The organism is Paenibacillus sp. DMB20 (assembly GCF_000987955.1).
GTDB lineage: Bacteria > Bacillota > Bacilli > Paenibacillales > Paenibacillaceae > Paenibacillus_AQ.
In genome coordinates this window covers 105321-127521 of the sequence record NZ_LAZU01000021.1, presented here as the reverse complement: position 1 = coordinate 127521, position 22201 = coordinate 105321, and the positions used below count along the sequence as shown (strand labels likewise).

Below are 22201 nucleotides of genomic sequence, written 5' to 3'. Positions count from 1 at the left end.
TATCATATTTCGTTCAATATTTGATTCTCTTGTTATACTTCCGGATATATTCCTTTTTCTTTTCCTTCAGCCGGCTTAGTTCCTTGAACTGAGTTAGATAGCGTTCATAGCGCTCCCGCGATATAACTCCGCCATCAATAGCTGATCGAATAGCGCAGCCCGGCTCGGTACCGTGAGTGCAGTTCGAGAATTTACATTGCGCCGCCATATCCGCGATATCCGTAAATACCGAATCCAGATCATCATCCTCTGCCCACAATTGCAGTTCTTTCATCCCCGGCGTATCGACGATCATGCATCCCGAGGGATGAAAAAATAACTGTCTATGGGTTGTGGTATGTTTGCCTTTTCCGGAATAATCGCTGGTATGATTGGTCGTCTGTACTTCCTGTTCAAGTAGGGAATTCAGCAAGGTTGATTTCCCTACGCCCGACGACCCGAGAAATACAATCGTCTTACCTTCCGTCATGTAATTCAAAATCGGATCAAGCCCCATATTGTTGGCGGCACTTATTGGATAAACCAGTGAATCTCCAGCGATATCATTGACTTGAGCCAAATACGCTTCGGTGTTGTCGCACAAGTCTATTTTGTTTAGCAGAATAACGGTTTCCAGCTTTTGATGCCTGGCAAGGGTCAAATATCGTTCAATTCTCGATACGTTAAAATTCCCGTCCAACCCACACACAATAAATACGGTATCAAGGTTGGATACGATTACCTGCTCCTCGGTAATACCGCCTTCAATCACGCCGTTCTTCATCTTTCTCCCCCCGGATATCGGGGCTTTTCTGGAGAAATAATTTTTTCTGGGCAGAACCTCATGAACCAAGGCGTGGTCAGACTCCTTGATGTGTTCCATCAGCACAAAATCTCCAACTACGGGATAATCTCCAAGATGTTTTGCATTAAATCGAAATTTTCCTGTTACCTTCGCCGCGAAATCGCCTTGTTCCGAAACAAGGTGGTACAGATTGTTATACTGCGATACAACCTTTGCCGGGATGTGATTTTTATGTTTAGATCGTTCCATCTGTTCAAGAAAGAATGAATCCCAGCCTATGGAATGCAAAGATCTCATTGCTATATCTACCTCCATTAAGCCATTTTTGCGCGCAAAAAAGACCGCAGGCTACGTCTGCGGTCTACTTAATCCTTATTTGGAGGGGTAAAAGGTGAAAAAAGCATACACAAATAAACCCTCTTTTTTTAAAGGAAAGCTGAGCAGTTATATCCCTAAAGAGTGGCAGACCTGTCCGTCTGCCGCCATATTCAGTTAAGGACCACCTTAATATCAACGTTTAGCGTACTAGTCCGGCGTTTCATGCCGCTCACTCCCTTCAAAGAAAGATAATTCCATTTTACTCTCTATTTCCTAGTAGATACAAATCCCAAAATAATTATAGTTGAATTTTCCCAAAGAATATCTTCATTATCCATAAAGCCCATCCGCGAAAGAAAAGACGTCTGGGAGATTAATTAAAATTGATCTTTTCCAAATAAAGTCCGCACGCATCCGCCATGCCGCCGGTTTGCAGCCGCTCTTTGGAGCGAAGGATGGCCGGAATGTCTTCCGGTTCTTTTTTCGCCTAACCCGATCTCGATCAGCGTACCGACCATCTTGCGGACCATGTTATACAGAAATCCGCTGCCGCATACCCGGAACTGGATAAAGCCTTCGGTCTCTTCCACATCCAAATTATAAATATGGCGTACCGTATCCTTTTTCTTGGACTTGGCATTGGAATAAACCGCAAAATCGTGTTCGCCCACAAAATATCCGCATGCTTCTTTCATTCGCCCGATATCCAGTTTTTTTCTGGACATGCATGCTGTAGTTTCTCATGAAGGGATGGCTGTGCGTTTCGTTCCAAATCTTGTACACATACGTTTTATCCTTTGCGTGATAACGGGCGTGAAAACGCTCGTCCACGGCCGCAACTTCCGTAATGCTGATATCCGGCGGGAGATAATGATTGAGAAAATTTTTGATTTTGGATTCGGGCAAGGGTTCGCCGATCTTGAAATTGGCCACTTGGGCCAGGGCATGGACCCCCGCATCCGTTCGGCTAGACCCAATGATCTCGACGGGTTGTCCCACCAGTACCGATATGGCCTTTTCGATTTTGCCTTGAATCGTATTTTCGCTATTTCCAAGACGCTGCCAGCCCTTATAGCGGCCGCCGTCATATTGAATGGTTAATTTATAATTGTGCATGACCTGCTCCTTTTTCCTTCATATTCATAATCGTATTTTACGATAAAAACGCGGTTTTCACACAAAATATCGCAGATGGTTCCTATCGGGAGGTTCATCGGTCCTTGCGATGTAAGGAAGTCGCGTCTTTCGAAGCTTATACTTTTTTATATCTAAAAAAGCCCAAGCGTTGTCGCCGCTTGAGCTTAGATCAGTTTTGATACATTGGGACACGTGGACTCATTTATTTTTTGCCGCCCAAGTTGAACAGCGAAACGATCAAACCGATGACGAGCAGCACGATCGGCGAACCAATCAGCAAAAAGAGAGAAGCAGCCATGCCTTCATAAGAGGTTGTACCGATAACAACCGGAATCTCTACTCCTACCTGCGTAAGGATGAATAGTAGCACCCCCACGCCTAATCCGATGAAACCAAAAGTCATCATCGTTCTTCCAAAAGATTTTAGCATTTAGTATCCTCCATTCCCACTATGACTCATGGTCATTCAATTCATTCAGCATCCTGCCGTCACCAGGAAGATCGTGCTTGGCGGCTTCTCGACACATAAGCGAGGAACAAGAATGCAATGCTTATTACGATATAAATGGAACACATTGCCCAAGCATTTAGTCCCATTCCTTCGATTGATCTTGTTCCCATGAAATCAAAAACAGGCATCTTGTTTAACGGCCCCAAATACCAGATGATCATGTAAAACACCTCGAAGGTGCGATTTGTCTTTGTAAGCACACCTGAGGCAAGAGCCAAACTCGGAATTAAGATGGCGGCGGAGATCCAATAGGCCAGCCGTTCCATATCACCTTCAAGAATCAATCGTAAGAGCATACCGGATCCTGTGGCGCAGGTCAGCAAGATCCCGGCAACCCAGACGGCCGATAACTGGCGGATAAGAAAATGCGGACTTGAAGCGACAAGAAACTGTGTCTGGAAGCGCGTTTCCCGATTCCCGATTCCGGACCAGAGCATCAGCGGCCATATCCAGGTTGCAGGCCATATCATCCATTGGGATGAGACGGTAGAGGGCATCGCAAGACAAAGCACCGCCAGGATGCCGGCGACGATATACCAACCAAACGAAGCGCTCTTCATCATCAGGCGCCATTCCGCAAGCAGCAATGGCCGGAAGGTCATCCGCACGGTTACTGGAGGGAGATCGGCAACGCGGGATCGGGAGGCTGTCCGCTCCTGCATCTCCTCCACATCAACTTCAGTGCGACCCGGATCCTCGCCCGTCTCCGCGCTGGGCAATGTCTCCGCGGATTTTTTCTCCCGCTTCTTTCCTTCCAACGCTTCCTGAAAACCGGGGAACAACAAGGCAGCCGCAAGGACCAACAGACAGGCAAACAGGAAAAGCGATAACTGCTGTAACAGAAGCGATCCGGTCCATTCCACGCCTTGCCATACGAATAGCTCGATCGGTTGTTCAGGAATAAGAACTCCGATTCCATACGAACCGGAAAAGTACGGCTTGGTTGAGGCAAGCTCATTGACCATATCCGATGTAATGACGTTCGTTCCAAATGCGATGTAGCTCGAACCGGTGCAGAAGATAAGGAACAGGATGAAGTAAATGACATTGCCCAGCACGCCCTGCAAGGCCCTCCTTGTTTCAAACAGCACGGCCAGTGCTGAGACGACAGACAGGATCGGAAGCGTCAGGAATAGAAATGGAGACAGCAGGGGCCACAGTTGGACCTGCATAACCTCGCCCCGAATCCATTGCATGATGATGGCCATCCCCATAACGACAACTACAATAATGGACAGGACAGCAAAGTTGCTGAATGATTTTCCCATCACGTAGTGCAGCTTTTTCACAGAGGTCGATGCAATGATTGGCCCGACGCCCGTTTTTCTGTCCCGCTCGATACTATTCTTAACTAAATAAAACCCGAACAATGCCATGAGCAGGGTGGTGGAAAGGGCAACCGATCCGCCTACCCAGGCGGAGTTATAAATCCCCCGGTACCCGTCCAGATGCAGCGTGACATAACCGCCCTCTGCAGGGGGAACGAAAAAAATAAGCGGCCAGCATGGCTATTCCCAAAATAACCAAAAATGCATATTGCCTGATCCTTGCGAGAAGATCAGCACGTGCTATGTGGTAAATCGTGCGGACGTTCATGTTATGCTCCCTCCAGGACAGTCCTGACGTACAAGTAAGCATCTTCAAGACTGGGGGAAACTTCGATCGCTTGCAGAAGAGGCGGTTCGTCCGATACGATGCGAAGCTGCAGTCCGTCCTCTCGCCGGATGGCAGCACTGATTGTCCATTTGGTTCGGGCATCTTGCAGCTCTTGATCCGGGATGGTGACCGACCATACTTTCCCCCGCGCATGCTGCAAGAGTTTTTGGGGATCCGACTTCATTAGCAGTTGCCCTTTGGACAAAATGGCAATCTGATCCGCCGTCGCTTCAATATCCGATACGATATGCGTCGAAAAAATGATGATCCTTTCGCCGGACAAATCGGTCAATAAGCTGCGAAAACGCACCCGCTCCTCCGGGTCCAGCCCGACAGTCGGCTCATCGATGATAAGCAGCTGAGGGTCATTGATCAGCGCCTGCGCAATGCCGATCCGCTGACGCATTCCTCCGGACAAGCTGCCGATTGAACGCTTGAGCGTTTGATGCAGATTCAGCAGCTCCAGAATGTCCAAGATACGAGTCCTGACCTGACGGCCCACCAGTCCTTTCAATGCTGCCACGTATTCTAGTAACTCGACAGGATTCAAATTCGGAAACATACCGAAGTCTTGAGGTAAATATCCGAGCGTTCGGCGCAGTTCATCGGGATTCTTTCGAATATCAGTCCCGTTCCAGGTAACCGTTCCGGAGGTTGGCTGCGAAACTGTCGCCAAAATCTTCATGAGCGTGGATTTGCCAGCGCCGTTCGGTCCAAGCAGCCCTACGATGCCGGGCTTCAATGGCAAGTCGATGTCCCGCAGCGCCCACGTGTCTTTTTTTGTACTGTTTGCATATTTGTTGAATATTCAGCAGCATGCTCTTCCCCCAATTCCTATAAATACATGCCCAGGTCGGTTGCCTTGAGAACATCCTTCCTATCGCCCAGCCGCCGACTTATTGCTGCCGGTTCATGCTGACCGCAAGGAACATTGTAGGGCATGAAAGTAAACAGGAGGTAAACGGAAAACTAAATATATCCTAAACATGCTGCGGCAGGATCACGGCGATCGCCGTGCCTTCGTTGATTCGGCTGGTCACGTGGATGTTGCCCCCATGCGCCAAAATGAACTGTTTCGCGATCGCCATGCCAAGCCCGGTCCCCTCCGACAATATATCCGTAGCGGTTCCGCGGTAATATTTATGGAACAGTCGCTCTATCGCCTCCTCGTCGATCCCCACCCCGTCATCCGTCATCACAATTTGCAAATGGGGGGATTGCGTTATATGAATATGGACGTTTGTGCCTGAAGGATTATGCAGAATCGCGTTAAGCAGCAGGTTGTGCAGCGCACGCTGAAGCAGTTTAACGTCAAGCAACGTTTCGATATGCGATGTTTCGGCGTCGAAGGATAGATTGTAACCGGCGGCGCGAGGATCATTGGCCACATCGACCACGATTCGCCGCACCAATTCAACGAGATCATGTCGTTCCAATTGCAAAGGAATCTGCTGTTCATCCAGGCGGAAGGATATATTCAAATCACGGATCAGATCCTGCATATGGTTCGCCTTCAGCTGAATTTCCGTGAGGAATGCCGTTTTTTCTTCCGTTGTCCAGTCATGTTGAGGGGAAAGCAGCATCGAGGAATAACCTTTAATATAAGTGAGGGGGGTTTTTAAATCGTGAGATATGCCGGCGATCCACTCCTTCTTCATTTCATTCAGACGCCTTCTTTCCTTCTGGCTTGTCTCCAAAGCGTCGGATAACATTTGCAATTGGACAATCATCTCTTCATATAAGCGATACGGTCTTTTTAATTTCTTGCCTTTGCGGGCGTATAACTTCCGATGATTGTCCGGGTCCGCATAGATTCCGGTGGCCAGTCGACTCATCCAACCCATTATATATAAGAGCGGTTTCCCTATAAACCAACCGTACACCGCTACAAACGAGGCAAAAACGACGAACAAGCCGATCAATACCGCCAGATCCTGCGCTTCCCCTTCTTCAGGCAAGATCCATTCCGTCAAAGCAACCAACCCCGCGCTTGCAATCAAGCACAGGAGCACCAAACTGATCAGGATATGGACGGCGAGTCGAATGATAAGACGATAATTAGGCTTCATGGTCCGTTTCCTTCCGCGGCGGAATGAATTTATATCCGATGCCGCGTAAATTTACAATGATTTTCGGATTGGCCGGATCGGCTTCCAACTTTTTTCGAAGTCGGGAAATATGAATCACGACGGTTTTTTCATCACCGAAAAGAGCCGTCCCCCATACTTTCTCATACAGTTGAAGAGCGGTGAACACCTGATTGGGATGCTCGCATAAAAAAAGCAGCAATTCGAATTCTTTGGCCGGACAAGGGATCTCAGCCCCATTCACGGTCAGTTGACCGGCGCTTTTATTAACCGCAAATCTGCCGAAATCAAAAAAAATGCGGCTTCAGTTGAGCGGAAGACTTGTACAGCTGCTGCCTACGCAATTGAGCCTGAATTCTCGCCACCACTTCCAAAGGGTAAAACGGCTTCGTGATATAGTCGTCCCCGCCGATTCCAAGACCCGTCAATTTATCCAAATCACCGGAACGGGCGGTCAGAAATAAGATCGGAATGGACGTAAACTTACGGATCTGTTGACACAGCTCGAACCCATCCATATCCGGGAGCATCACGTCAAGCACAGCCAGATCGAACGAAGCGGTTGCCACCCAATCCAAGGCCTCCCTTCCCGTTGTCGCCGTAACGATCCGATGATAACCCTCTTTTTTCAAAAGCGTCTCCAGCATCGTTAAAATCCCTTTTTCATCATCAACCAACAAAATAAACTCGTTACGCATTCCTACCACTGCCTTTAAATTTGTAGTATCCAACATTTCTATATTTCGTGAAGTCGGTACCATATCCTTCCTGCTGAATATACCGTCTTCCTCACAAAGCAAAAGAAGCCGCTCTCCCTGATACATGTTCGGGGAAAACAGCTTCTTGATGGTTGATTAAGCTTTAAGCTTCGCCGGCCGGTGGCGTGAACGTGCGCTTGCCGAGCTCGGAATCGAGCATATAAAAGGCGTTGCTGTCATTATCGATGCGGCGCAGCTTCTGAATGATGCCGTCGAAGGTGGCTTCTTCCTCTACTTGCTCATCAATGAACCACTTGAGGAAGTTGATCGTCGCATGCTCCCGCTCATCCCAGGCGATATCGGACAATTCATAAATTCGCTTGGTCACCGTCTTCTCATGCTCGAAGGAATGCTCGAAAGCGTCAAGCAATGAGCTGTATTCATTCTGAGGATGTTCCATGCCGCTGACGATGGCGCGTTTGCCCAAGGCGTTGATAAAATGAAAAATTCTCATGCCGTGGTACTTCTCTTCTTCCGATTGCGCGATGAAAAAGTTCGCAAACCCGTCAAAGCTCTCCGATGAACAATAGGCCGCCATAGCCAGGTACACCTGGGAAGAATAAAATTCGTAATTCATTTGATCGTTCAACTTCGCGAGCAGCTTCTCACTTAACATCGGATCACTCTCCCTTAACTTGTCTAAATGAAAGGCAAGCACATACCGCCTGTACAAGCTCACCGCCGAAGCGGCTTTGCCGCACCGACTATAACGGTATCTTTTATCTTGCACAGCTTGCTTCCTTCTATTCTCAGTATGTCGGAATTGGACATGGGTGTAAAGGGGCAAGCCCGAGGTTTCAATCCGTATTTTGGTAGCAGCACAAAAAGAACCGCCTCCCCATCGATGAACATGGGAAAGACGGTTCAGATTATCGCTTTTGTTAATTTTTACGCACCGTAATTGTCCAAGATGCATCATCGATTTGCTCGAAATGCGTAATCGTATGTCCGGCTTCGGCCGCCCAACGCGGAATGCTCTCCGTAGCTTGCGTGCAATCAAAGTCGATGACAAGTTCATCGCCGCTGTTCAGCGTCTGGATTGCCTCCTTCGCCTCGATTAACGGAAATGGACACACCATGCCGAGCACTGCTAATTTGGTTTTCATATCAAATTCCTCCTATGCGGTTTGTGCCTGATAGGCTGCAGCCTGCTTTCTTTTCGCTTTGGCGCGCGGCCTTACATATACGAAGTATGAAGCCGTCCATGTGCCCAAAATCATAAAGACAAGCGATACCCACCCCTGCCAAGTCATCATGGCCGTCATGACAAGACCGTTGCCGATCGAGCAGCCTCCTGCCCAGCTGGCACCAAAGCCCATGAGAAGGCCGCCGCTGAAGCTGGATACCGCCGTCTTTGCATCAGGCGCACGAAAGCGGAATTCGCGGCTCCCTTTCGCTGCGAGGAAGGATCCCGCAAAGATGCCCAGTACGAGAAATACGCCCCAATTGATATATTTGCTGCTATCTCCAGTCACGAGATACTGAAGCACATTCGCAGACGGCGTCGTGATGCCGAGGCCGGACATTCGCCCCGTTGCCTCGCTTAACGGCCAGGCGATAAGGGCAATCCCCCCGACAAGAGCCGCCGTGAAGAACGGATGCCAGCGCTTCTCGAACAAAAGGTGGCTGAGTCCTCTCCGCTTCGGAGGCATCGTTGGAATCGCAACCGTCGATTTACGCAGCTGCTTGACGGCAAGCCAGACCGTAATGACTGAAAGAATCGCAATAAAGGGCCATACGGATAGCCCGAAGGTAGCCGGAATGGAATTCGACGGCAGCGCATATGGCTTCAGACTGTTGTTAACCGGCAGGAGCGCCCCTGACTTCATAATGGCACTCATCCCCATATATCCGAACAAGGCAATCCAGCTGCCAATCAAGCCTTCCCCCGCGCGATACCATGTTCCTGTCGCGCAGCCCCCGGCGAGTATAATCCCGATGCCGAATATGAAGGATCCCGCGATCGTGGCCAGCCATTGGAACGATCCGGCTTTGAACTCAATCAGCCCAAACTGGATGAGTGCAAATACGCCGATACTTTGAACCGTGATGGCAATGAGCAGCGCATAGAACATCCGATTGTCCTTCGCCAGATACATATCCCGAAAGCCGCCCGTCAGGCAGAACCGCCCGCGCTGCATGACGAAGCCCAGCAAACCGCCGCATAGCAAGCCTGTAATGATCATTTGTACCATACTCTGTCCTCCTCCATCTATACCAAGTAATACAGTAGGAATTATCGTGATAATGATTGTAACATATTTTATCGCAGAGTCAATATCAAATATAACCAACAAAAAAAGAGAGGGCCTCCCCTCTCTGGGTCTTCCCTCTCGCTTTGCCCAATTCGGATATGCGGTTCTGTCCTAACGTCCTTACACTTCTCCCCAATAGATTTCCGTCTCGTAATCCAGGGACACTGCCCCATCCTGTTGATTGCGATCGAATATACGATGAAGTTCCGCCATCATGGGTTCATAATTCGGATGACCGGGCTCGGGCGCGTACGAGGATGACAGCAGTCTTCCACCGAGCTCTTCCTCATTGAACAACTGACTGAGCTTGAACCTAGCCACTTGCAATTCACCGGGTTTGAAGAAGGAAGCAAGCGCTTCCTGCGAAATATTTTTTATGTCGAAGCTTCTCATAGTCCGTGCCATACCTCAGCAGAAGCTGTTCATACTCCTCCAGAAATGGGGTGCCCTGAAGCATGCGCGAGTTCCAGATTAATACAACCTTGCCGCCCGGCTTCACGATTCGCCGGAATTCCATCCGTGCGGCAGCGCGGTCGAACCAGTGAAAAGCTTGCGCACATACGATGTGATCGACAGAATCATTGGGCAAACCGGTTGCCTCGGCCGCACCCGGGATCGCACGGAAGTTCGGATCGCTTCCTAGAGCCTTCTCTGCCGCTTGCCGCATAGCCTCGTTCGGTTCAACCGCAATCACGCGGCTCCCATGAGCCAGCAGCAGCTTCGAGAATATCCCCGTTCCTGCCCCGATATCCGCAATCTCCATGCCCGGCCGGAACCCGACGCTTCCATACAAGTACGAAATCGCTTCCTCCGGATAGCTGGGTCGATACTTCACATATGCGTCTACTCGACTCGAAAATCGTTCCTTACTGTCCATGCCAATCACTCTCCATTGTGAAAGTTAATCCGACAACACCGTTGTTTTATCAGATGGAATCAAGTTTCATTTTATCTAAATACTATATTACATAAAAATCCAAAACGAATCCAATATAAGCCTTCCTGGTCATGGACGGAATCAATGTTTTTTTTATCTTCCGCGAAAAAAAAGAGTACCTTTAAGGCACCCTTCTTTCTTAACTATTCCAATCCCATAACCGGGAATCGGTCCACCCGGCCGCACCGAAGCAAGCATTGCATATCCGACGGTTTCAGGCCGCTAAACATGCAGCAAACCGTATTTCGATTTGACCCTCAATAATATTTTCAACCATATCGCCGAGAACAAAGTGAGGAAAAATACATTCGACAGGGCATGGGCCAGATCGAAATAGAAACTCGCCACATAAGCGGACACAAAAAATTTTCCAGTTTAGATGATCATACAAGTCAATCAAGAACCATAAATTCATAATCCAGCCGAACAGGAATCCCCACGTAAACCCGAAAATATTTTTGCCCCATAAACTCTTCATGAACCGCGTATTTCTCAGCAATCCGGCCGTGAAACCGATCATGCCCCAGCAGAACATTTGCCATGGCGTCCACGGACCTTGACCAAGAAAAATATTGGATACGACCGCAGCGATGCTCCCTACCAGAAACCCGACCTCAGGCCCGAATACAAGAGCTGACATAATGATAACGAAAGAGGTTGGCTGCACGCTCGGCAGCGGCGCAAACGGCACGCGGCTCACGGCTGCAATTGCGCCAAGCATGGCAATGATCAGGATTTCCTCCGTCTTCATCGTCTTCCGTTCAAAACGAATGAAGAAGGGAAGCATCGCGAGTCCAATCATCAGAAAGCTTAAGGGCATATAGTACTTATCCATCCATAACACAACCGCAAGCACGGCAATGGCTGCCGCTAAACTGCCGAAGTAGAGCACTCGTTTCATTTTTCCCATTGTTTCCATACATCCTTCACCGTGATCGCTGCCGGCAAAATGTCTCCTACCGTTCGATGAATGGCCGTCGTGTAGAAATAATTGTTCCGCAAAAAGGATCGCGTCTCTTCCACGGCAACCATGGCCCCGTCGAACAACAATCCGCATCGGGTCGCATGGGAGGCCGCGAACTCAATATCGTGACTGACCATCAAAATCGTTGTTCCCGATTCGCGGATCATTTTCAGCAATTCAGCCAATTTTTGCTTGGACATCGGATCCAATCCCTTCGTCGGCTCATCGAGCAGCAGCAGTTCCGGCGATGCCAGCAGCACCAGAATGAGCGCAACCTTCTGCTGTTGGCCTCCGCTTATATCGAAAGGGTGCTTGTCCATGATCTCTTCCATTTCAAAGCTGGTTACCAGCTCGTTCAGTCTTGCTCTGCTGCCGTGCTCGCCCAGACGTTTGAGCCGATCTTCCAATTGTTCCCGTACGGTATCTCTTGTAAAGTAAAGCATCGGATTTTGCGCGACGTACCCGATCTTCAAGCTCCTGTCGCGAGCGGAACCTTTAAGCAGGGACTTGCCTGCATACAGGATATCCCCTCTTTGCGGTGCAAGCGCGCCCGCGATTTGCTCAAGCAGCGTGGACTTCCCCGACCCATTGCCGCCGAACAGGGCGAAAAATTCACCTCTATGAATCGACAATGACAGACGTTTCAAGACAAGCGGAGCATGCTTAGCGTAAGTGAAATAGAGCTCCTTGCATGTGAGCAGCGGTTCGGGTTGTTGTTCCGCATTCCCTCGTGTAACAGGCTCAGCTCCCTCGTTGGCGTTCAAGCGATCCCTGTTCGCCGTAATCCACTTTCTTCCTTCCTTCACGCTGACGGGAATGGCCCGGTTCCCTATGGACTGGCCTACTTCCAAGTAGAGCTGGCTGATCGACGGAAGATACGGGATAAACGACGAATCCCCCTGGCTCCATATCTGTTTCATCACCGAATCGGGAGATCCGCAATAGGCGGTCTGTCCTTTCCTGAGCAGGACAAGCTTGGAGGAAAGCGGCACGATCTCTTCAATCCGATGCTCGCTGATAACAATCGTGATGGAAAACTCCTCATTAATGCGGGACAGCAGTTGAACGAACTCTTTGGCCGCAATCGGATCGAGCTGAGCCGTCGGCTCGTCGAGCAGCAGCACTCTAGGTCGCAGCGTCATAACCGAGGCAAGATTGACGAGCTGCTTCTGCCCGCCCGACAGTTCATGGACGGGAAGCTGAAGCCAGTCTTCCATACCGAAAAATTGAGCAAGCTCGCCTACCCTTCGCTGCATTTGCTCCGTCGAATAACCGAGATTTTCCATCGCGAAGGTCAGCTCTTGCCAGACGGTGTTCATGACAATCTGATTGTCCGGGTCTTGAAACACCATTCCAATCTCTTCGATCGAGCTTCGCTCATCCACCTGATCCAGGGGCAATCCCCGATAAAGGATGCTGCCGTTTCGGATACCCTCCGGCCGGATCTCCTGCTTCAACTGCCGAAGCAAAGTTGTCTTCCCTGAGCCCGAAGAGCCGCACAGAAGCACGAACTCTCCTTCTTCTATCATAAGGGATATATTTTGGAGCGTCGGGTCCGGACAGCCCGGGTATTGAAAGCTTACATTTTCGATCTGATAGTGCGCCATAACAGCTCTTCCTTTCCGTTCATAACGACCGGGATGAAAACAAAGATCAAGTAGCATAACAGATGCAGCCAGAGCTGAGGCGACCATTCCAGCGGCTGCAGCCGAGGATAAACCTGGTACTTGTTCACGCCGAACAATCCTCCGATCATTATATTGGCGCCCGTCACAACCATGATCCAGGATACAAGGATATCTCTTCGATCCATCCGGTACGATATTGCACTGGTTCTCTTGCCGATACCGTATCCCCGTGCCCGCATGGAACTGGCCGTTTGCAGTGCCTCTTCCAATGACCAGGTGATTAACGTATGCAGCGTCTCCATGCCCTCACGCATGAGTTGCCTCTTATTAGCTCCGGGATGCAAGTAGCCGAGCGCTCGCTGGACTGTCATAATTTGCTTCAAGCGCCTGGTCAGCAGCGGTACGAAACGGAGGGTTACCGTAATGACAAAAGCCGTTTGCGGCGCAATCGGCGTTAAAAGATACAGCAGTTTCTCAGGCGTAATGACGAGATTATATGCCACGAACGCCAGCAAAATATTTAACAACGACAACGCGAACAACGCTCCATACGTGATCGATTCCAATGTGATCGGCCGGTCGAACATATACCCCAGGATGGTCGCTCCACGGCTGGAGAAAAGAGGGTTCATCAGGAAAATAACAACGGCGATGATCAAGTAACCCTTGATTCCCTTCTTGAGCGCTCGTCCTCCATCCAGGAACAGATTCAGCACAAGGATCCCAACGAGAGCGATAACCAAATACACCGGATGATTAAACATCATGCACGACAGCAAGAGAACGGCAAAATAAGCAAAACCTAATCGGGGATGCAAAGTAGAGAATCCATGTATCATCTAGCTCTTCCCATCCCATAATCCGTTATCTATGCCAGCGCCTATGTCCTTACCCAAATCTTCCGTGTACAGCCATTGAATATGGTCGCCGGGTTGAATCGGCCATACGCCGGCACTGCGGTTCGGAAATTTATTGTTGACGCTGTACATCCAGCCGCTTCCGGCACCTCGGTCGAATTCGTATAAATTATCGATGCCTTTCACGTAAGCGGTAAGACCCGAACCGCTGAAATCCATTTGGATTTTCGCGGCACGTGTCGCTTTTTTCAATAAATCCAGCACTGTTTCTGAATCGCCAATGTCAATCTCCCGCGTGCTCATAATCGTTCCCACATCGGGAGAGCCCACGATCGTAATGCGCACGGTAGTGGACGAAGATGGCGCAGCTTCCGGTTCAGGAGCAGGCGTGCTGTCGGCAGAGGGGCCCGCTGCTTGTTTCCCGCTGTCCCGCTTTCCTGTCATCGCCGCAGCGTCCTTGTTCTTCGCTGCGGGCGAGGAAGAATCGGTTGCTTTCGTTCCCTTCTTTGATGGAGTCGCTATTTTGGAAGATTCATTGGTTTTACCCGCAAGCGGCGGTTCTCCGCCTGCACGCTCGGTAACCGTACCATGATCTCCGCTAGCGGACTTCTTTCCATTGGGAATAGAAGTTTCTTTCGTATCCTTGTCGGTTGATTGCTCAGCCTTGGAAGTCCCGCTATCCGTCTCGTCAGAAGCCCTCTCGTTCCCTGATTCATTCTGACCGGATGGAGCAGAAGGCTGCTCCGGCTGCGATTCCGAAGCTGCCTCCTTCGGCTTCGTCACCGTTGTGCCGGCTGAGGGATCGGCCGATTCCCCGGATGTAACCTTGGAGTTATCCTTGGAATGATCCTTGGACGTTTCCTGACCAGCCGCTTCTCGTTCCAAAACAGCCGACGAGGCTACTTGTTTCGCATCCTTTGCCGGTTCACCGCTCCCGCTGTAAATCCATACGGTAGCAAGCACAATAGCCAGTACGGCGAACACTCCAAGCAAGTAGTTTTTTTTTACGCCATATTAATGCTAACCAATCGGACATATCCTCACCTCAAAACCTTGCATAATCCATTCTGTTGTAAAGGGAAAGAAGGAGATCGCTCTCCTTCTTTCCGGGCTAAATCCGTTATTGTATATCGTGCAATCTGACGATGACCACCGCGGCCATCTCTCTTGTTACATGTTGCTGTGGTTTAAAGTATCCGTCATTGCCGGACATGAGTCCTGATTGATAAGCATATTTGACGTAAGGAAGCGCCCAGGCAGACACTTGCTTTTGGTCTTTCAAACCTGATGCGGCATATGTGTTCTTCGGCAGGCCTTTCAGCCGAACCAGAATGGTCGCCATCTCTTGTCTCGTAATGGCTTGATTTGGTGCAAACTCATGGGCCGTAACACCTGAAATCAATCCTTTTTCCTTGGCTGTGGCAACATAACCCGCATACCATGCCTTGGCGTCAACGTCTTTGAATCCCGTGCTCGTACCTTTCGGCTTCAAGCCGGCATATCTGACGATCAACGCCGCGAATTCGGCACGAGTCAGCTCGCGCTTCGGCTCGAACTTGGCAGCCTCTCCGCTCGTTCCTTGCATCAATCCCAGGTCGGTTGCTTTGTTGACTGCTTCTTTCGCCCATGCAGCTATGGCAGCTTTATCTGCGTATGGATGAGCAGACGTCTCCGGTTTCGAGGTACCCGCCGATTTCACGTCCGTCATATCGTAAAGGCCGTTATGCTTGTTCAGCATGCGATCATAGGCATTGAGCGCCAACAATGCTTGCTGCGTCGCCATATAATTGCTGGCTTCTCCGCGTCCATGAGCGAAGCCCCCGTCTTTATTGAGGTACGTACGCAATGCTTTCAACAAATCGCCGTCTTGCTTCACGAATCGTTTATCATCCAAGCTGTTTCCAAGACTGGACAGGGCAAGGATCACTTGTGAAATGCTCTCGCTCGTTTCGACGCCCCAAGCCTTGAATCCGCCGTTCGGAAGCTGCTGCGACGACAGCCAGGTTAATGCTTTATCTGTCGCTGCCTTGACCTCTTTGCGGTCCTGGTATTTCGCCAATGCCTGCAGCGCCATGGCGGTCATATCGATGTCGCTTACCGCGTTCGACTCTTTGCTGATCGGGAATCCACCGTCGGCATTTTGCTGGTCAAGAAGGTTCTGAATGAGCTTGTCTCTTGTCCAGAGCGCATTATTCGGGATTACGGTCTTGTCGGCATCCAATGCCAACAGGGCAAATATCAACCCATTCGTTCCTTGATTTTTCATGCGCTCATGATTATAAATTTTTTCCAGGAAATCATAACCCGCAATATTGCGTGGATCCTTGCCGATGGCCGTTACCGCCATAGCCATGCGTTCATAATCCGTAACCAAACGGAACTCGCCCTTTTTCTCTTTAACGAAGTTTCCAGTACCGTATAGTACACGGACGGCACTTGTTTACCGGAACGCGCCAGCGCCATCACGTCCCAATCGTTAAAGTTGTCTTGAACGGAGAACTTGCGGTTGTTCAAAATCCATGCAGCGGAGCCGTCGATCAGGCTCCGGAGTTTGGCAGACTCTTCGAGTTGCTTCGGAGAAACCGTACCCCCTCCTGTTGCACCCGTTGTACCTGTTGTACCCGTCGTCCCTGGTGTTCCTGGTGTTCCTGGTGTTCCTGGTGTTCCCGGAGTTCCCGGTTGCCCCGGTTTACCCGGCGTACCGCCGTTAATCCCGCCCCCGATATCTTCACCCAGGTTCGTCGTATACTGCCAGCGAAGAGTATCGCCATGATTCAAAGCATAGAGCCCTGCACTATAGTTCGGGAAGGCGCCGTTGACGGAATACATCCATCCGCTAAGAGGACCTTTATCGAACTCTCCCAGGCCGCTGATCGCTTGGACATAGAGCGAAGCCCCGGAACCCATATAATCGAAGGAGATTCCTCTTTGATCAAGAGCTTTTTTCAATGCCGTAAAAGCGGTATCTCCATCCTGAATAGTAACGCTAATCGGTGCGATGATATCTCCTTCGCCGATGGAGCGTTTTTCAACGGACAGCGTAATAGTTTTCGTAATCGGAGGAATTACGCCGCCGCCATTGCCCGATCCATTGCCTCCTCCGGATCCGGTTCCTCCTCCATTGTTGCCGTTACCGTTACCGTTGCCGGAACCGTCATCTCCTCCGGTCGTTTCCTTTGCCTTTGTAGTAAAGGCAACAAACTCGGTAAAATGCGCAGTCTTAATGATTAGATCGCCGTCATGGACATAGGCGTAAACCTCGTCGCTGCGTGCCGATGAATCCCCATATTTCGGAATCAGCTTAAATGCCCCGCTTGCGTCGATGAATCCGGCATCTGCATGGCCCAGACCCTTCAGGGTTAAGGATACATGCTGGCTGAAGCGGATATCCTGATCTCCGCCTACTTTTATGCGCTGATCAACTTGCTTGATCTCTTTGTTAGCAGGGGACAACACGTCATTGATCTTCTTATGCAAAAGAGCATCATTCGTATTCAAGCGATGCGGCAATTCAAGCTTGGAATCCCATGCCGAAACGATATTCGTGTTCGGCTCGATTTCCAAATATGTACTGTCTGTCGCCGAAGTTACGTGCGGCAGCTCGCTTTTTGGAAATACAAGCGTAACTTTGTTTGAAGACAGCGGATCCTGGTCCGATCCGACGCTCACAAGGGTTTCATTCTCATCGACGACGATCGTCTGGTCACCGTTTGGATCCGGAATTTCATTAATATCTACAATAATTTCATTGCTTGTTTTTTGACTGGTTGTCGCTTCTGCCAATGCTCGAACGGAAACCTGGCCTGAAGCCGCTCGGCCTTCGAATGCAAGCTCAGCTTGTTGATTCGTAAGCAGCGAGACGGACTTTAACTTCAGCCCTGCAGCTTCTGAGGTTACGGACCATCTGTCGGGCTGTACCGCCTCGGATGAGAACGTATCCCCGACAAGCTGCACTTCGATCGAAGGATTTACCGCGCCTTGTTCAATAGAAGAAGCCGACGATATCACAGGCTGGCGATCATAATAGAAATACAGATCGTCGCCGTTCTTGAGTTCATAGGCTGCCGCGCCTGCAGGAGGAATGCTGCCGTTTACTTTATAAGCCCAACCGTCGCTTCCACCCAACTGCCCTTCATTTTGTCCCGCAATGGAAGTAAGGCACGCCTGGTTTCCATCACCTGTAATGTTATAGCTGATTGGCGGATTGGCTTGATCCAACGCTTGTTTCAACGCATCCAGTGCTGTCCGGGATTGGCCATTCGCATCCAGCGTGATCGAACTCGGATGATAGATCATATTGTCTATGCCTTGAATGCTAACTTGTACATTCATGCCCGGGTTAACCGGTGGAATACTCCCTTCGGCAATTCGCTTCCATACCGATTTTCCGTGCTGAATATCAACTAATCCGATAAGCGCCTGTTCGGTGGACATCCCGTTTTTATCAGTATCCGTTGCTTTCCATTTAAACGAGCCGTCATCCAATTGGAATCCGGCATACGCATTAACGACGGTATTCCCGTTCATCTGCCAAGCGGGCGACATCATGTCTTCACCTACGGCAACCAGACCAGATACAGATGTAGACAGACTGTTGGAATTGTCGCCGGCCCCCCAAGTTCCGGGAGCATTAAAACCGCCATTTTCTAACTGGCGATCCTTCAAAACCTGCTTGGCCCGTTCAATGGCAGCATCCACTTCACTCTGCCCTTTGTATTCGCCGAGCGCTAGCAGCGCCATACCTGTCATGTCTGTATCGCTAGTGCCTTTTCCACCTGATGCAGACAGACCAAAGCCGCCATCTTCATACTGCGCTTTAAGCAGGAAGTTGAGCGCTTTTTGCTTGGACTCCGCATTCCATGTGCCTACATCCCGTCCGAGCTTCTCCCCGGCATCCATAGCAAGCATCGCCCAAATATGCTTATTTACGCCGCCAATGCCGCCCGTCTCCTGATTTTGATGGGTAGCAAGTTCCGCCCACAGGTTTCGATCGGTTTCCCAAGCGTGAGCCGGGTCTTTCCCCATGGCGAGCAGTGCGAAAATATACCGAATATGATCCGTTAAATTTACGGCATCAGGTTTAAGTCTTGGTTGTTTCGTTTCCCAAGACGGCAGTTTCCATGTTCCATCTTGTAGATTCTGGCCTGCCCCCCATAGGCCAACCAACTCCCACCAAGATGAAATGGCGTATTCGGCGTTATTATTGTAGTTCTCTTTATAATAATTGACCGTACGTTCAATCATGCTGTCCAATTGTGTATTGCTCTGACCACTTGCCGCACTCGCGACTTGCGGAATCAGCAGGGTAAACAATAAAGCAATACTTAACAGCGCAGATACGCTTTTCTTCAACAATCTGTTCATGACGTCAAAGACTCCTTATCGTAAAAATGGAAATAAAAAAACATCTTTCCGAATGGAAAGATGTTCCAAGGCCCGTTTTGCACAGCCAAGCAAACGCGCAGCTGCAAACATGCCGCACGAACAAACATCTCCCTCCCATCCTCGTGAGAAATATAGAGCACTTACATGGCAGGTCTCCTGGCTTCGCTTCATCGCTTGACAATCGTCCTTCCTGTCTAAAATCGTTGACAGTGGACTACTTCCTTGATTGCCGGCTCTGCGTTACAGTGGCGGGACCGCGTCGAATTCTCATCGATCTTCCCTATTAAGCCGCATACGTTATGCATCGGCACCATATAAGCTGTTTCTATTTATTTTTGATAGACTATCTTATATCGTAGCAAAGATTGGTAACTTTAACAAAGAATTTTCTCATAGACAGCATAAAAAAAACGGTGCGTGAAGATATAAGCCTCTTTTTGTCACGTAGGACCTTCGTGAGCTTTTAATAGATAGAATCTCACTTGTGGAACATATTTATCTGTTATTCCACACCAAGTACCATCTTGCGTACAAAATGGGTGAACCAGACGGCAGCCTCTTGACGCGTCAACTGCTCCGTTCCCCGGAAGGCAATCGCTCCGTCTGGCTTGAGGGCTGCATCAGGCCCGGTAATCCCTGCTGCAACGAGCAGTTTTACGCTTTCGGCGACTTCGGAGGCAGGCTTGTCGGCCAGTTTCACCTTGGATGGCTTCAACTGCGCGAAGGATTCGGGCGCAGCAGCCCGGAACACCGGTACGAGAATCGCTGCAGCCTCTTGGCGAGTCAGCGCCCGGTCCGGATCGAAGCGCCGTTCGCCGATTCCCTTCATGAATCCCGAGGCCACGGCGGCCTCCACTTCGCGCTCTGCCCACGTTCCTTCCGTATCCTTGAACTGTGACGGTTCCTGAGTCAAGCTGCTCCCCATCATCCGGACCAGCATGGCGGATAACTGCGCCCGGGTCAGCGGATGCTTCGGAAGATAGCTGCGGTCTGAACCGCCTTGAATAATCCCCATCGCTTGCAAATTGTTGATAAACGGCGCATATTCACTATCTGCAGAAACATCGCGGAAGGCGAAAGCGGACTTGCCGGCATAGCCGACCGGGTTTCCGTATTTGAGATAAGCTATATTGCCGTCCTTGTCGCTCTTGAATGCCAACGTACCTCCGTTCTCATCCTCAAAGACCAGTTCTCCCTTTTGCTTTAGCTTATGGGCTCCTGTGAAATCATCCACGACCGTGAGTTCTCCCTTCCCCGTAGCCATGACCCGGGTCAACATGATCTTGATGCGCAGATCGGAATAAATCCCTTCGAACCGCTTCAACTGCCTTTGGGAAGAGACGGGATAAGCTACGTCCGCAGCCGCTGCAGCATCCGTTGGCGGAGCCGGGAAATATTTCTCCATAAACATATCGTTCCATTCTCTTGCGACGTAAACAGAAGAGACCGGTTTATTAAAAGTCATGAAGATGCCAATGTTATGCTCGGGCAACATCAACATAAACGAGCTGTAGCCCGGAACATCTCCTCCTTTGCCAATGATCCATTGACCGTTGTTTTTACCAGGTTCCAGCATATTCTCGTATCCGTAAGTTGTATCCGGATATTCCGGGACAATGCTGGAATGGAACTTCTGCATCAGCCGCAACGACTCGCCATTCCACAGGCGGCTGTCCTCGTATGTACCACCGTTTAGCTGGGCAATCATGAAATGGGCCGCATTTTCCGCGGTCGTCAGCATTCCTCCGTCAGGCGCAGCAGTTGGAGCCAGCATATATGGGGGAATCGGGCTGTTGCTGTCATCATAGCCGGTGGCCAGGTTAGGCAAGGCCTGCTTCGTCATCATCATCTGCGAATTGTCCATCTGGAGCGGCTTTAGAACATTCTCCTCCATATACTGCCGATAAGGCATTCCGGTGACGTTCTCTATGATCAGCCCGAGCAGATTGAAGGCATAATTATCGTACATGTAGGAAGTTCCCGGCTCGCGAACGACCGGCGGTTTGTTTTTCACGATATATTCTTTTAGCGAAACAAAGGTACTCAGGTCTTCGGACATGTCCTCTTTAGTCTCGACCGTCACCTGAAATCCTGAAGTATGCGTGAGCAGATCATGGATCGTGACGGGCCTCGGAAAAGGATTATCCAACCGAATCCCGCCCAGGTATTCCTGGATATCGCCATGAAGATCAAGCTTTCCCTGCTCCGCCAGCTGCATGATCGCTGCTGCCGTGAAGGTTTTGGTCACCGAGCCGATACGGAATAAAGTCCGGTCCGGGTCAACCGGCTTTTTTCTTTTTAGGTCGGCATAACCATAGCCCTTACTCAGCATGATTCGTCCATTCTGCACCACGGTTACGGCAGCCCCAGGCGCCATTTTATCCGCGCCAATGCGTTCTTTCATGAACCGATCGAGCAGTTTCTCCAATCCGCCAAGATCAATCGTTACTGCAGATGGCCGCTTGACGGGGGTGGTCCCGTCCGCTTCGGCCTGCACAGTGGAACCAACGCTCAAGGTAATCCCCAGTCCTGTGACGGCCAATGCTCGAAGAACTTTTCCAAGCTTCCTTTTAATCATATAGAACCTCCTCGTATCGTTGAACAATTTGCAATCGATGTGATCACATCATCCTGCCGGCTCATGATTTCCAGGCAATCCTCCGCATTCGATGAAGCTTGACCCCATCGTTGAATTCATTCAACTTAATTATTAAGTTATGATAAATTCCACGCGTTGTCAACATCTATAAACGGATCTCAATCTGGCTTTTTCTTAACAGGCTACTGACCCTCAGCATCGCTGTGTCTATTCTCTTTGCCGCACCGTAAGCCAAAACAATAAAGCACCGTGAACATTTGTCCACGGTGCTTTTCCAATTCCGTCATCCGTCTTTATAGATGCTTCTATAAGTATCTCTACGCTT

Annotated in this window: 14 protein-coding genes, 4 pseudogenes and 1 riboswitch; all 18 genes and pseudogenes read right to left on the bottom strand. The window is 49.9% G+C overall.

All coding sequences use genetic code 11. The annotated features are described in order from the left end of the window. Positions 1–13: 13 nt before the first annotated feature. The 18 genes and pseudogenes from rsgA to XI25_RS07880 all read right to left on the bottom strand — a co-directional run bounded on the left by rsgA (position 14) and on the right by XI25_RS07880 (position 21855). Positions 14–1081: a ribosome small subunit-dependent GTPase A gene (gene rsgA, locus XI25_RS07965; protein WP_052759510.1), complete on the bottom strand. Its 1068-nt coding sequence runs from the start codon at positions 1079–1081 to the stop codon at positions 14–16. A gap of 394 nt (positions 1082–1475) precedes the next feature. Continuing rightward, positions 1476–2218 (bottom strand): annotated as a pseudogene (truA, locus tag XI25_RS07960) (tRNA pseudouridine(38-40) synthase TruA). 223 nt (positions 2219–2441) lie between these two features. Then, positions 2442–2669, bottom strand: coding sequence for a hypothetical protein (locus XI25_RS07955; RefSeq protein WP_046678116.1), 228 nt, complete (start codon positions 2667–2669; stop codon positions 2442–2444). A 59-nt stretch (positions 2670–2728) separates the two neighbouring features. Further along, complete coding sequence (locus tag XI25_RS07950) at positions 2729–4039, bottom strand: Tat pathway signal protein (protein WP_152669091.1); 1311 nt, start codon at positions 4037–4039, stop codon at positions 2729–2731. 308 nt (positions 4040–4347) lie between these two features. Beyond that, on the bottom strand, positions 4348–5154 hold the full coding sequence (locus XI25_RS07945; RefSeq protein ID WP_327204741.1) for an ABC transporter ATP-binding protein: 807 nt from the start codon (positions 5152–5154) through the stop codon (positions 4348–4350). A 232-nt stretch (positions 5155–5386) separates the two neighbouring features. Beyond that, complete coding sequence (locus tag XI25_RS07940) at positions 5387–6475, bottom strand: sensor histidine kinase (protein WP_046678114.1); 1089 nt, start codon at positions 6473–6475, stop codon at positions 5387–5389. Continuing rightward, a pseudogene (locus XI25_RS07935) lies at positions 6465–7191 on the bottom strand (response regulator transcription factor). Before XI25_RS07935 ends, XI25_RS07940 begins: the two are co-directional and overlap by 11 nt. 163 nt (positions 7192–7354) lie before the next feature. Continuing rightward, complete coding sequence (locus XI25_RS07930) at positions 7355–7867, bottom strand: ferritin (RefSeq protein WP_046678113.1); 513 nt, start codon at positions 7865–7867, stop codon at positions 7355–7357. Between the two features lie 265 nt (positions 7868–8132). Continuing rightward, positions 8133–8357 carry a sulfurtransferase TusA family protein gene (locus XI25_RS07925; protein ID WP_046678112.1) on the bottom strand — a complete coding sequence of 75 codons (225 nt, stop codon included), beginning with the start codon at positions 8355–8357 and terminating at the stop codon, positions 8133–8135. A 12-nt stretch (positions 8358–8369) separates the two neighbouring features. Next, a complete protein-coding gene (locus tag XI25_RS07920; RefSeq protein ID WP_152669090.1) occupies positions 8370–9446 on the bottom strand; it encodes a YeeE/YedE family protein in 1077 nt (358 codons plus the stop codon). 180 nt (positions 9447–9626) lie between these two features. Continuing rightward, positions 9627–10383, bottom strand: a pseudogene (locus XI25_RS07915) (class I SAM-dependent methyltransferase). Between the two features lie 282 nt (positions 10384–10665). After that, a pseudogene (locus tag XI25_RS07910) lies at positions 10666–11278 on the bottom strand (ECF transporter S component). A gap of 62 nt (positions 11279–11340) precedes the next feature. Beyond that, complete coding sequence (locus XI25_RS07905; protein WP_046678111.1) at positions 11341–13014, bottom strand: ABC transporter ATP-binding protein; 1674 nt, start codon at positions 13012–13014, stop codon at positions 11341–11343. Further along, positions 12987–13874: an energy-coupling factor transporter transmembrane component T gene (locus XI25_RS07900; RefSeq protein WP_046678110.1), complete on the bottom strand. Its 888-nt coding sequence runs from the start codon at positions 13872–13874 to the stop codon at positions 12987–12989. Before XI25_RS07900 ends, XI25_RS07905 begins: the two co-directional genes overlap by 28 nt. Further along, a complete protein-coding gene (locus XI25_RS31165) occupies positions 13875–14876 on the bottom strand; it encodes a DUF4430 domain-containing protein (RefSeq protein ID WP_235439788.1) in 1002 nt (333 codons plus the stop codon). It abuts the gene before it with no gap. Positions 14877–15012: 136 nt separating this feature from the next. Then, the gene (locus XI25_RS31160) at positions 15013–16266 is read right to left on the bottom strand and encodes an S-layer homology domain-containing protein (protein ID WP_052759507.1); all 1254 of its coding nucleotides are present in this window, start codon (positions 16264–16266) and stop codon (positions 15013–15015) included. Then, positions 16230–19256, bottom strand: coding sequence for a DUF4430 domain-containing protein (locus tag XI25_RS31155; RefSeq protein WP_052759506.1), 3027 nt, complete (start codon positions 19254–19256; stop codon positions 16230–16232). The genes XI25_RS31160 and XI25_RS31155 overlap by 37 nt, the downstream gene beginning before the upstream one ends. Before the next feature lie 150 nt (positions 19257–19406). Continuing rightward, a riboswitch (cobalamin riboswitch) is annotated at positions 19407–19607 on the bottom strand. Positions 19608–19779: 172 nt separating this feature from the next. Next, positions 19780–21855, bottom strand: coding sequence for a serine hydrolase (locus XI25_RS07880; RefSeq protein WP_052759505.1), 2076 nt, complete (start codon positions 21853–21855; stop codon positions 19780–19782). Positions 21856–22201 lie beyond the last annotated feature (346 nt).